The sequence below is a fragment of the Micromonospora sp. NPDC005257 genome (assembly GCF_042872445.1).
Taxonomy (GTDB): domain Bacteria; phylum Actinomycetota; class Actinomycetes; order Mycobacteriales; family Micromonosporaceae; genus Micromonospora.
Genome location: NZ_JBIAKL010000004.1, coordinates 109,048 through 121,308 on the forward strand (window position 1 = coordinate 109,048; position 12,261 = coordinate 121,308).

12 protein-coding genes are annotated in these 12,261 nt (G+C 73.3%); all 12 read left to right on the forward strand.

The window, feature by feature from the left end; genetic code table 11:
* The first annotated feature begins 83 nt into the window (after positions 1-83).
* The 12 genes from ACFYO8_RS10205 (at position 84) to ACFYO8_RS10260 (ending at position 12,232) form a co-directional block, all read left to right on the forward strand.
* Complete coding sequence (locus ACFYO8_RS10205) at positions 84-659, forward strand: SAF domain-containing protein (protein ID WP_387257192.1); 576 nt, start codon at positions 84-86, stop codon at positions 657-659.
* Positions 660-679: 20 nt separating this feature from the next.
* A complete protein-coding gene (locus tag ACFYO8_RS10210; RefSeq protein WP_387257010.1) occupies positions 680-1,414 on the forward strand; it encodes a MinD/ParA family protein in 735 nt (244 codons plus the stop codon).
* The gene (locus ACFYO8_RS10215; RefSeq protein ID WP_387257011.1) at positions 1,411-2,721 is read left to right on the forward strand and encodes a CpaF family protein; all 1,311 of its coding nucleotides are present in this window, start codon (positions 1,411-1,413) and stop codon (positions 2,719-2,721) included. The genes ACFYO8_RS10210 and ACFYO8_RS10215 overlap by 4 nt, the downstream gene beginning before the upstream one ends.
* A gap of 2 nt (positions 2,722-2,723) precedes the next feature.
* Positions 2,724-3,572 (forward strand): type II secretion system F family protein, encoded by an 849-nt coding sequence (locus ACFYO8_RS10220; RefSeq protein WP_387257012.1) that lies wholly within the window; start codon positions 2,724-2,726, stop codon positions 3,570-3,572.
* Positions 3,572-4,444 carry a type II secretion system F family protein gene (locus ACFYO8_RS10225; RefSeq protein ID WP_387257013.1) on the forward strand — a complete coding sequence of 291 codons (873 nt, stop codon included), beginning with the start codon at positions 3,572-3,574 and terminating at the stop codon, positions 4,442-4,444. Before ACFYO8_RS10220 ends, ACFYO8_RS10225 begins: the two co-directional genes overlap by 1 nt.
* A gap of 45 nt (positions 4,445-4,489) precedes the next feature.
* The gene (locus tag ACFYO8_RS10230) at positions 4,490-4,678 is read left to right on the forward strand and encodes a hypothetical protein (protein WP_041799409.1); all 189 of its coding nucleotides are present in this window, start codon (positions 4,490-4,492) and stop codon (positions 4,676-4,678) included.
* A 2-nt stretch (positions 4,679-4,680) separates the two neighbouring features.
* Positions 4,681-5,133: a TadE/TadG family type IV pilus assembly protein gene (locus ACFYO8_RS10235; RefSeq protein WP_387257015.1), complete on the forward strand. Its 453-nt coding sequence runs from the start codon at positions 4,681-4,683 to the stop codon at positions 5,131-5,133.
* Between the two features lie 80 nt (positions 5,134-5,213).
* Positions 5,214-5,597, forward strand: coding sequence for a TadE family protein (locus ACFYO8_RS10240; RefSeq protein ID WP_387257194.1), 384 nt, complete (start codon positions 5,214-5,216; stop codon positions 5,595-5,597).
* The gene (locus tag ACFYO8_RS10245; RefSeq protein ID WP_269740062.1) at positions 5,594-6,040 is read left to right on the forward strand and encodes a pilus assembly protein TadG-related protein; all 447 of its coding nucleotides are present in this window, start codon (positions 5,594-5,596) and stop codon (positions 6,038-6,040) included. The genes ACFYO8_RS10240 and ACFYO8_RS10245 overlap by 4 nt, the downstream gene beginning before the upstream one ends.
* Positions 6,041-6,072: 32 nt before the next feature.
* Positions 6,073-9,435, forward strand: coding sequence for a BTAD domain-containing putative transcriptional regulator (locus ACFYO8_RS10250; protein ID WP_387257016.1), 3,363 nt, complete (start codon positions 6,073-6,075; stop codon positions 9,433-9,435).
* Positions 9,432-10,625, forward strand: coding sequence for a DUF2637 domain-containing protein (locus ACFYO8_RS10255; RefSeq protein WP_387257017.1), 1,194 nt, complete (start codon positions 9,432-9,434; stop codon positions 10,623-10,625). The genes ACFYO8_RS10250 and ACFYO8_RS10255 overlap by 4 nt, the downstream gene beginning before the upstream one ends.
* A 215-nt stretch (positions 10,626-10,840) precedes the next feature.
* On the forward strand, positions 10,841-12,232 hold the full coding sequence (locus tag ACFYO8_RS10260) for an IS1380 family transposase (RefSeq protein ID WP_387257195.1): 1,392 nt from the start codon (positions 10,841-10,843) through the stop codon (positions 12,230-12,232).
* The last annotated feature ends 29 nt before the right edge of the window (positions 12,233-12,261 follow it).

The window sequence follows — 12,261 nt, forward strand, 5'->3', positions numbered from 1 at the left end:
CCCGCGCGGGGAGCAGCGCCGCTGCGGATCTGCCGCCGGTGTCCGCCGGTACGCGGCGGGTGGGGCGGCGCAGCGGCCGGCGTGTGGTCGCCGGGCTGCTGCTGGTCCTGGCGACGGTGGTGACGTTTTGGCAGGTGGACCTGCGCCGGCACGCCGACGAGCAGTTCCTCGCCGTCGCGCGGGACGTACCGGCGGGTCAGGTCATCACCGACGCCGATGTGCGGGTGGTGCGAGTGGCGAACCCGTCCGGCCTGGACCTGGTCCCGGCCGAGCGGCGCGGCGGGATCGTCGGCCGTTCGGCGGCGGTGCCGCTGGCGGCAGGGAGCCTGCTGGTGTCGGCACAGGTCGGGCCGGCGGCGTGGCCCGCGCCGGGGCAGGCGGTGATCGCGGTGCCGGTCAAGCCGGGCCGGGCCCCGACGAGCCTGACCGCTGGGTCGCGGGTGGTGGTGCTGGTCGCCCCGCCGACCGGAGGCGGGCAGCAGGCGCCGCAGCAGAACAACGGTGTACGCCGGGCGGTGGCCACGGTCGTGTCCGTGGCGGCGGGCGCCGACCAGGTGGGCACGCAGTTGGTGACGGTGCTGCTCGCTGCGGATGCGGCGGAAGCGGTCGCGGCGGCCCCGGGGGACGTGTCGCTGGTGCAGCTCGGCCCGTCCCAGTGAGACGTGAGGAGGCGCGGGAGATGTTGGTGGTGGTGGCGTCGGTGTCCGGCGCGCCGGGCGCGTCGACGGCCGCGTTGGGGATGGCGGCGTTGTGGCCGGACCGTCCGGCGTTGCTGGTGGAGGCCGACCCCGGTGGCGGGGTGGTCGCGGCGCGGTTCGGGCTGGCGCAGGAGCCGGGACTGGCGTCCCTGGCGGCGGCGGCCCGGCACGGCGGGCACACCGGCGGGGCGGCACCGTACGTGCAGCAGGTGCCGCTGGGTTTGCACGTCCTCGTCGGGCCGGGGGCGGCCGAGACCGCCGCGGGGGCGGTGTCGGTCCTCGCCGGCCAGGCCGAGGCGGTCGCGCGGTTGGCGTCGGTAGTGGTCGCCGACGCGGGTCGCCTCTACGCCAACAGCCCGGCATGGGGTCTGTTGCGCTCCGCTGACGCGGTCGTGCTGGTCACCTCGGGGTCGACGGAGTACCTGGATCACCTGGACACCCGCTTGCCGGCGCTGCGTGCCGCGGCGCGGCCGGGTGGTGTCGGGCTGGCGGTCTGCGGCAGGTCCGCCTACACCCCGGCGGAGATCAGTGGGCGCCTCGGTGTCCCGGTGTGGGCGCAGATGCCCGCCGACCGGTGGGGCGCGGGTGTCCTCGCCGGGCGGATGACGGGGCGGGCGTGGACACGTACCCGCCTCGCCCAAGCTTTGCGCGCTCTCGCCGCGTCCGTCTCGGCCGGCGGGCAGCCCGCCGGTGCGGCGCTGGAGGTCGTGCGGTGACCGCCCCGACGCTGAACGGCGGCACGACCGCGGCGCCGCCGGAGGTGGTGGCGCGGCTGCGGGCCCGGGTCAGTGACCGCCTGGCCGCGCACGGCGCGCAGCTTCCCGACGGCGAGCGGCACGCGGTGATCGCGGGATACATCGCGGAGGAACTCGTCGTCCACGCACGCGAGGACATCTCCGCCGGCCGGGTCCCGCTCACTCCGCAGGCCGAGGCGGCCCTGGCGCGGGCGTTGCGGGACAGCTTCACCGGCCTGGGCGGCTTGCAGAGGTTGATTGACGACCCGCGGGTGGAGGACATCTTCGCCAACGGCTGCGACAACGTGTGGATCCGCACCACCGACGGGCAGGTGCAGCGAGTGCCGCCGGTCGCCGCCTCCGACGACGACTTGGTCGACCTCGTGCGGGTCGCGGCGGCGCGCAGCGGGCAGGAGGAGCGCCGCTTCGACCGCGGTTCGCCCGGCCTGTCGCTGCGGCTGCCCGGCGGGCAACGCCTGTTCGCCGTGATGGCGGTGGCGAAACGGCCCTCGCTGTCGATCCGCCGCAACACCCTGCACCGGGTGACCCTGGACGACCTGCTGCACCGCGGGGAGATCACGGTGGGGTTGCGGGAACTCATCCGGGCGCTGGTGCGGGCGCGCAAGAACATCGTGATCTGCGGAGGCGTTGGCGTCGGCAAGACCACCATGCTGCGCGCCGCCGCCAGCGCGATCAGCCCGCACGAGCGGATCGTCACCGTCGAGGACGCCTACGAACTCGGCCTCGACGAGGACACCGACGCGCACCCGAACACCACCGCCCTGCAGCAGCGGGAACCGAACCTCGAAGGCGTCGGTGGCATCGACATGTCCACGATGGTGCGCTGGGGCCTGCGGATGCGCCCGGACCGGGTCATCGTCGGCGAGACCCGCGGCGCTGAGGCCGTACCCATGCTCCTGGCCATGTCGCAGGGCAACGACGGCAGCATGTGCACCCTGCACGCCTCCTCCAGTAAGCAGGCGCTGACCCGGCTGGCCATGTACGTCATGCAGGCGCCGGAGAAGCTGACCTTCGACGCGGCGAATGTGCTCATCGGCCAGGCCGTCGACTTCGTCGTGCACCTGGACGTCGCCACCGACGGCACCCGGGTGGTGTCCTCCATCCGTCAGGTCCTGGAGACCGACGGCACCCAGGTCCCCTCCAACGAGATCTACCGCCCCGGCCCCGACCGGCGCGCCGTCCCCGCCGCGCCGATCCGCGCCGACACCCTCGACGAGCTCACCGCCGCCGGCCTCAACCCGAACCTCCTCGTCCGGGACCGGTGGTGAGCATGGATCTGCTGCCGATCCTGCTCGGCCTGGGCTGCGCCGCCGGCCTGATCCTCGTCGCCGACGGGCTACGCCGCCGCCCACCCGGCACCCCGACCACCCGGACACGGCAACGGTGGACGTCGGCCGACCGCACCCGGCTCCTCGCGGCCATCGTCGCCGGATTCGCCGCCGCGGCGGCGACCCGTTGGCCGGTCGCGGCGCTGCTGACCACCGCCGCGGTGTGGGCGCTGCCCCGCGTCCTCGGCCCCGACCGGGAACACACCCGCGCGATCGCCCGGATCGAGGCGATCGCCACCTGGGCCGAGCTGCTGCGCGACACCCTGTCCTCGGCCGCCGGCCTGGAGCAAGCCATCACCGCCACCGCCCCTGTCACCCCCCAGCCCATCCGCCCCCAGGTGCAGGCCCTCGCGGGGGCGGTACGCGGCGGAGCACGGCTGCCCGACGCGCTGCGCGCGTTCGCCGCCGACCTTGCCGACCCCACCGCCGACCTCGTCGTGCGCGCCCTGACGCAGGCCGCCGGCTACCACGGCGGGCAACTGTCCCAGTGCCTGACCAGCCTCGCCGCCACCGCCCGCGAGCTCGCCGGCATCCGGATGCGAGTGGCCACCAAACGGGCCGCGACCCGCACCGCCGCCCGGGTCATCACCGGCACGTCGGTCGCGATGGTCGCCGGGCTGATCCTGCTCAACCGCGGGTTCCTCGCCCCCTACCGCAGCGTCACCGGACAGCTCGTGCTCCTCGTCGTCGGCGCGGTGTTCGCCGGCGGGTTCTGGTGGCTGGCCCGCGCCTCCCGCGTCCCGCAGCCACCACGGGTGCTATCGGCCGACCAGCCCGGGCAGGTGGCGTGATGGCCGCCTTCGTGGTGGCGTGCGGCGTCATCGCCGGGCTCGGTCTGGTCCTGGCCGGCACCGGCCTTCATCCCGCCCGGCCCAGCCTCGCCCAGGCCCTCGACGCCCTGCGCCGCACCCCGGCTGCCCCGGAAGAACCAGTGGGGGCCAGGACCCGGCTGCTCGCCGCGCCCCTGCGCGCCCTTGGCCTGCCCCGGCAGCGGATGCGCGCAGACCTCGCCGTACTCGGACGGCCGACCGCCACCCACCTGGCCGACCAGGCCCTCGCGGTCCTCGCCGGCCTCCTGCTGCCCCCGGTCGCGATGGCCGTCCTCGCCTCCGGCGGGGTCAGCTTCGCCGCCGGCATGCCGCTGTGGGCGTCGCTTGCCGGCGCGGCCGGCGGCTGGTGGCTGGCCGAGACCACCGCGCACGCCGAGGCGCAGCGGCGCCGCGACGAGCTGCGCTACGCCCTGTCCGCCGTGCTCGACCTCGTCGTCATCTCCCTCGCCGGCGGCGCCGGACTCGAACAAGCCCTCGACGACGCCTGCGCCGACACCCACGGCTGGGCCGCCGGACGCCTGAACCGTGCCGTGGCCACCGCCCGGCTGCTGCGCATCCCGCCCTGGCAGGCCCTCGGCCAGCTCGGCGAGGACACCGGCGTCGTCGAACTGCAGGAACTCGCCGCGACGATGAGCCTCGCCGGCACCGAAGGCGCCCGCATCCGCGACTCCCTCACCATCCGCGCCGCCACCCTGCGCGCCCACCAGGCCGCCGCCCTGGAGGCCAGAGCCAACTCCGCCACCGAACGCATGTCCATGCCGGTCATGCTCCTGGCCGCCGCCTACATGCTGTTCCTCCTCTACCCGGCTGTCACCGCCGTCGACAGCTTCTGACCCCGACACACCAGAAGGAGAAACGCCGTGCACCCCAGCAAGCTGATGGCCCTGCTGACCCTGGCACACCTCACTCTCACCGACCGGGCCCGCCGGCTGCGCGACTCCGGCGACCGGGGCAGCGAGACCACCGAGAAGGTCATGTGGATCGCCCTGCTCGTCACCCTCGTCCTGGCCGTCTACGCCATCTTCCAAGGCAAGATCATCACCAAGATCACCGGAATCAACCTCTAGCCATGCACCGCACGCGACGAGGCAGGCGACGCCGGCTCGGTGGTGACCGCGGGTCGGTCACCACCGAGGTGGTCCTCTACGCGCCCCTGCTGTTCCTGCTTGTCCTCGTCGGCGTGCAGTTCGCCCTGTGGGCCCTGGCCCAACTCGGCGTCCAGCACGCCGCGAACCACGCCCTGCAGACCACCAGGGTGTCCGGCGGCACCGCCGCCGCCGGCCGCGCCGACGCCGCAACCGTCCTCGACCAGGTCGCCGGGCAGGTCGTCGTCGACCCGCGCGTGTCGGTCACCCGCACCGCCGACACCGCCACGGTGGCCGTGGCCGGCCGGGTGCCCGCCGTCGTGCCGTTCCTGCGCCTGCAGGTCAGCACCCAGGCCAGCGCCCCGGTCGAGCGTTTCCGCCCCTCGACCCTGTCGCTGGCCCCCTCGCCGCCTGGAGTGGGAGGAGACTCGACGTGACCCGCGAGCAGCGCCGCAGCCGACATCCACGCCGCCGGGTGCCTCGGCTGCGGGGAGACCGGGGTTCGGTCAGCGTCGAGATGGCGCTGAGCTACATACCGCTGATGGTCCTGGCCGCCCTCGCGGTGGTGGCGTGCCTGCGCCTGGCCTCGGCCGCCATCGACGTCAACTCCGCTGCCGCCGCGGCGGCCCGCCAGGCGTCCCTCGCCCGCACCCCCGGCGAGGCCCGCGCCGCAGGCGCCGATGGCGCCTCCGCCACCCTGGCCGGGCGGGCGTTCACCTGCCAGCCGTCCACCGTCACCGTCGACCCCGGCGCGTTCGTCCCCGGCGGGCAGGTCAGCGCCACCGTGGCGTGCACCGTCCGCCTCGAAGACCTCTACGGCCTCGGCCTGCCCGGCACGATCACCATCCGCGGCACCTCACACCAGCCCCTCGACACCTACCGCGGGACGACGGCGCCATGAACCGGCTGCGTACCCGCCTGCGGCAGGCCCGCCATGACGACCGAGGCCAGATCACCCCGTGGACGATCTTCGGCGTCGTCCTCGTCCTCGTCCTCGCCGGCCTGGTCCTCGACCTGGGACTGGGCATGTCGGACAAGGTGCGGCTGCTCGACGTCGCGCAGGGCGCCGCCCGGGCCGGCGCCCGCGAGATCGACCTCGCCACCTACAGGGCCACCGGCACTGTCCAGCTCCAGCCCGCCCAGGCTGCCGCAGCCGCGCGGAGCTTCGCCCAACAGGCCGGTGTCGACGGGCAGGTCACCGCGTCCGCCACCCCCACCGCCGTCACCGTCACCATCAGCGGCACCCGGCCCACGCAGCTGCTGCACCTCGTCGGGATCAGCGCCCTGCCGGTGTCCGCGACCGCGACCGCCAGCCCTCTGACCGGCGTCACCGCACCGAACTGACCAGGACCGCCACGCCACGACCGGGAGCCCCAGTGTTCGCATTCCTCGCCGCCACCGCCCGCCGGCTGGCCGGGCTCGGGATCCTGGTGCTGCTCACCGCCGGCGTGCCGTACGCGCTCATCCGATACGTCGGCTGGCCGCTACCCCGCGAGGTCCCCACCTGGCAGGACGTCGGCACCGCCCTCACCTCACCGCTCACCGACGCCATGCTCGGCAACGCCGTCGTGTGCCTGCTCTGGGCGGTGTGGGCGGCGTTCATCTGGTCGCTGATCGCCGAGGTCGCCGAAACCGTCACGGGCATCCGCCTGCCGCAACCCCGAGCGATCGCCCCGGCCCGCGGGCTCGCCGCCATCCTGGTGGCCGCCATCAGCGGCGGCGTCCTCGCCACCGCCGCCCAGGCCGCACCGACCCTCACCCAGCCAGCCCAGGCGACAACCGCCCACACCAGCGCCACCGCTTCGGCTACCTCCGTGCCCAGCAGCACCGTGCGGCTGGTGAGCACGGAGGGGCACCACACGCCGACCTGGCAGACAGCCGCGTCGACGTCCGTCCTGCCGGACATGGGGGATCCGGTGCCGGCGCGGCTGGTAGCGGGCCACGTGACGCTCGTGTCGTCCGGGCAGACCTACACGTGCGAGGTGCGGCGCGGGGACACCCTGTCGAAGATCGCCCAGCAGTGGCTCGGCGACGCCAACCGGTGGCCGGAGATCTTCGCCCTCAACCGGGGCACCCACTTCCGCGACGTCGGCGGCACCCTCACCAACCCGAACCTGATCTACCCCGGCTGGACCCTCGAACTGCCCGACGACGCCACACCACCAGCCGGCACACCCCGGACCCCGCCACCCGCCGACCCCCCGGCGGCAGGCCCCGAACAGCCGACACCCGGCACCGCCGCGCCCCCGCCGACACCACCGAGCCAACCCACCCAGCCGCCACCCGACGCGCCGTCCGCGACCCCGTCGACAGGCCCCACCACCCCGGCACCGCACGACGGGGACGACGGCGTAGTCCACGTCCCCTCGCCGCCGGTCTCCACCGCGCCCGCTGAGCAGCCGTCGGCCTCCGGAGCCTCGACGACGCCCAGCCCCTCGGTCGACGGGCAGCAGACACCCGGGCCGCGAACGGAGGCGTCACCCGGTGTCTCACTCGGCACCGGCAGCTGGCTCGACGCCGGGCTCGTCGCCGCGATCCTCGCGGCCGTCGCCCTCGTCTGGGCCCACCGCCGCCGCCGCTACACCCGCCGGCCCGTGTCGGCCGACCTGCGCCTGGACGACCCCAACGTGGCGCCCATGCCGCCCGTGGTGAACCAGATCCGCCGCCGCCTGCGCCACGCCACCACGACCCCCACCGACCCGGTTAACCACGAGGGCCCGGACGACGACCTCGGCCTGTTCACCGACCCGGCCGACACCGAAGCCGATGACGGCACCTCCGTGCCGGACAGCCCTGACACCTCCGGTCAGTACGCCGACCTGCTCGACGACGACCGTCCGGAGATCGCCGGGCGGCACGACCAGAACAACGCCCTCGACGACGCCGGTCTCGACGACGAGGACGATCGCGAAAAGCCGGCGCCTGCCGCGGACCCGAGCGCAGGAGACGACGCTGCGCTCCGCCCAGTGGTGCCGTCGATGGCGCACCCGCTCGTCGCGGTCTGGCCGCCCGCCGGCCTGGGGCTCACCGGTCCCGGCGCGGAGGCCGCCGCCCGCGGGTTCATGGCCGCCGCCCTGGCCGCCGGAGGCCTCGACGCACCAGAAGACCGCACCTGGCTGGTCATGCCGTCGGCGACCGCGGCGACGCTGCTCGGCGCCGGTGCCGTCGCGCTGCCCCGCACCCCGCGGCTGACCGTCACCGGTGGCCTGGACGAGGCACTCGACCTGCTCGAGGCCCAAACCCTGCACCGCAGCCGCATCGCCTACGCCCACGAGGTCGACACCGCCGCCGAGGCCCGCGCGGCGGACCCGACCGGGGAGCCGATGCCGCCAGTCCTGCTGCTGGCCGACGCCGACACCCGCCACCAGCGCACCCGCATCGCCGCGCTCCTCGCCCAGGGCCAGCGCCTGGACATCCACGGCGTGCTGCTGGGCGCATGGCCCGACGGCGACACCGTCGTCGTCGCCGCAGACGGCAACACCAGCCGCGCCCAGGGGGAAGGCTCCCGCCACGGTGGCCACCCGGCCGACATCGGCCGACTGGCCGTCCTCACCCCCTCCGAGACCAGCGACCTGCTCGTCACCCTCGCCGAGTCCCACACCGGCCAGCCGCAGGCTCCCGCCCCGGCCGAACCCGTCACCACCGCCCGGGCCACGACCGCCGCACCCGATGCGCAACCTTCTCCCGACACCGAGCCGGCGCCACCCGGCGTCCCCTTCCGCGAGGGTGACCACCTGCCGTCATCCGGCCCCGAGCCCGTGCCCGCCGCCCCGACAACAACACCAGGCAGCGCCGACAGCCAGACCACCCCGGGCACCCAGGCAGCGGCGACAACTCCGCCCGCCGACGCCCACGCCCGCGGCACGGAGACTCCCCGCGACGGTGCGCCCCCGCCCGCAGTGGAGGAACCAGACACCGACGGCGCGGCCGAGAACAGCCAGGAGACCAGCCACGGGAGGGTGCAGGTCACCGTCCTAGGCACCGCCGCGATCGTCGACGTGCCGCCCGGGCCGACGCTGCGCAAGAAATCCCTCGAAGTGCTCGTCTACCTGGCCGTCCACGACGGCGACGCCTCCGCCGAGGCGATCCTCGACGACCTGCTCCCCGACGCCCCTGCCAACAAGGCACCCGGCCGGCTCTACACCTACGTGTCCGACCTGCGCACCATCATGCGCCGCACCGCAGGACGCGGCACCTACCTCACCCACCCCCACCAGCGGTACGTCCTCAACCGCGACGCCGTCGACGTGGACCTGTGGCGCATGCGCGCCGCGATCCGCGACGCCAACCAGGCCACCGACCCGGCCGAGCGCCTCGCCGCGCTGCGCCGCGCGGTCGACACCTACCGCGGGCACCTGGCCGACGGCGCCGACTACGAATGGATCGAGCCCTACCGCGAAGCCGTCCGGCAGCAGGCACTCGACGCCTACCTCGCCCTCGCCGACGCCCTCGCCGACAACCCCGCCGAGCAGCTCACCGTCCTCGACGCCGCGATCGGCCACAACCCGTACGCCGAAGAGCTGTACCAGCAGGCGATGCGGGCCCGCGCCGCACTCGGGCACCTCGACGCGATCCGCAGCCTGCGCCGAGCCCTGACCCGCGCCCTCGGCGAGATCGACGCCGAACCCAGCGACGACACCATCGCCCTGGCCGACGAGTTGGTCGCCCAGGTCCAGCGCCCCACCCGCCGACCAGACCTGCGGCCGGCACCTCGGCCGGGCGACGGAGCCGCCGCATGACCGCCACACCGCTACCCCGGCACACCGCCGCCCGTACAACGGAGTTGGCAGAGGCCGACCTCCGGCATCTGACCCGTCTGCGGTGGGCCGTGCGGGCGGTGCTCGCCCTCGGCGTCGCCGCGTCGATCGCGGCGAACGTCCTACACGCCCGGCCGAACCTCATCAGCCAGGTCATCGCCGCGTGGCCACCCCTGGCGCTGCTGCTGACCGTCGAACTCATCTCCCGCGTCCCCGCGGACCGCCGCGGCCTGGCCGCCGCGCGGCTGATCGCCGCCGCCGTCATCGCCGGCATCGCCGCCTGGGTGAGTTACTGGCACATGGTCGGCGTCGCTGCTCGATACGGCGAAACTGGCGCCGCCGCCTCCTACCTGCTGCCCATCTCCGTCGATGGATTGGTCGTCGTGGCTAGCATCAGCCTGGTCGAGATCGCGGGACGGATCCGCACCCCCTCCGTCAGTCCGGTTGACCGCCTGCAGCCCGCCACCACGCCAACGGAGAAGCCGTCCCCGACGGCCGAATCCCCGAGCCTGAGGGCACCGGCCCTCGTATCAGGGCCGCCCCGCGCAGCGCATACGTTCCGGGGCTTCGACGTATCGCCGACGGAAAGGCCGGAGACTGCGATCCGCAGCGACGAGGGCGAGCAACCGAATGCGGACGCCACCGCGCACGCGCCGACCGATGTGCGCGACACCGAGGAAGTTGCGCCGGAGCCGCCGCAGGACGAAACACGCGACCACGAGGACGCTCACCGCGTCCAGACCGGTAACGACGCCTCACCGTCCCGGCACACGCCGCCGTTGCGGGGTACGGACCCTTCTCACCACGCCACGGACCGATCTGGAATCAGCAGGTCCGGCACCACTGGCTCTCCAGGCACGCCGGTCGAGAGTTCCGACGAGCAGGACAGGGTCAACTCTCCGGGCGATTCCCAAGAGATTGAGTTGGACCTTATCGAAGGCCAGGGTCATAACCCCAACCCGGACGACGGCACAAGCAGCGCAAAGGTGCCGCCCGACACCGCCGGGGCCGTGGCCTACTGGTACCGCCAGGACCCGTCCCTGCACCCAGCCGAGATCGCCACCAGAATCGGCCGGTCCGAGCGCACCGTCCGCCGGTACTGGCCACCCGCGCCGCGAACCGCGAACGGACACGACACCAGCCGTGTCGCCGAGCAAGTTGGCGCCTCGTGACCGCCGTCGTGCCCCGGGGCGGCGCCAAGGCAACCTGTGGGCCCGCCGGCGCAAGCACCCGGCCTCCGCTATTCAGAGTAGATAGCGGGTATCGAGGGTGATCGAGGAAAGGTGCACCCGACCTGCAAGGATGTGGTTGTCTACGCCATGTCCTATGTAGAATCGGGTGCACCTTTCTGGTGGGCAAGTCTATCGGGTGGGATGACCGGCTGTCCGTGACGGCCACAGATAAGAACCTCGTCGGCCACGCGGGTGCTGTACTGCTGCGTAAATGCGCTGACAAAGCGGGTCTGACCAGCGGCTTGAACACCGTGATACCCCGCGGTGAGGGCCCCGGGTGGTGGGATCGGGGCACCGTGCTGACATCCCTGGCGGTGTCGATCGCGCTCGGCGCGACCAACATGTCCGACATCAATCTGCTGGAACAGCAGGCTCCGGTGTTCGGTGACCCGCCGTCTGACTGTACTGTCCGCCGGTGCCTGACCGGCCTCGACCAGGTGATACTGGGTAAGATCGCCAAGGCCCGGGCGAAAGCCCGTCGGCGGGTATGGGATCTGATCGCCGGCCGGGCGGACGGGTTCCCCTGGCTGCTGGTCGCGGATAAACTCCTGCACGGGTGGATCGTGATCGACCTGGACGCCACCCTTATCACCGCACACTCGGATAAACAGGGCGCAGCGGTGACGTTCAAGAAAGGCTACGGCTTCCACCCGCTGGGAGCGTGGTGCGCCAACACCACCGAATCCCTGGCCATGCTGCTCCGAGAAGGCAACGCCGGGTCCAACACGGTCAGTGACCACATCCGGGTCCTTGCCGACGCGATCGACCAGATCCCGGCGAAGTACCGCCGTAAGATCCTCGTCCGCGTCGACGGCGCCGGCGCCACCCACGACTTCATCGAACACCTGCACCAGATGAACAGTGCTTTCCGCACGGTCCGGTTCACCGTCGGATGGGCCATCACCGCGGTCGACGAGACCGCGATCGCCGCGCTGCCCACCGACGCCTGGACCGACTCGCTGCACCAGAACGGCGAAGCGACCGCGACCGCCGCAGCCGCCGAACTGACCGGACTCGACACCCGCGCCGAAAAGTGGCTCCCCGGGTTGAGGCTGATCGTGCACCGGACCCGGCCCGCCGCACGACACCAGAGGAACCTGACCGACCTGGAACGCGCCACCGGCTGGCGGTACGCCATCACCGCCACCAATATCACCCGAATGTGGGGCATCGCGGGCTCGCATCATCCACAATGGCTCGACGCGCTACACCGAAGCCACGCCACGGTCGAAGACAGAGTCCGCACCAACAAAGCCATGGGACTACGGAACCTGCCCAGCAAATCCTGGACCGTCAACCAAGGATGGGTCCTCGCCGCGAACATCGCCGCGGACATCACCGCCTGGACCCGACTGCTCGGCCTGCACGACCAACCCGACCTCGCCCACGCCGAACCCGAAACCCTGCGCTACCGACTCCTGCACCTACCCGCCACCCTGAGCAGCCACGCCCGGCAACGCACCCTGAAAATCCCCGAAACCTGGCCCTGGACCGACGCGTTCATCCTCTGCTGGCAACGCCTCACCGCCCTACCCGCACCCACCTGACCAGCAACAACCGTCTCAGCGAGCCAGAG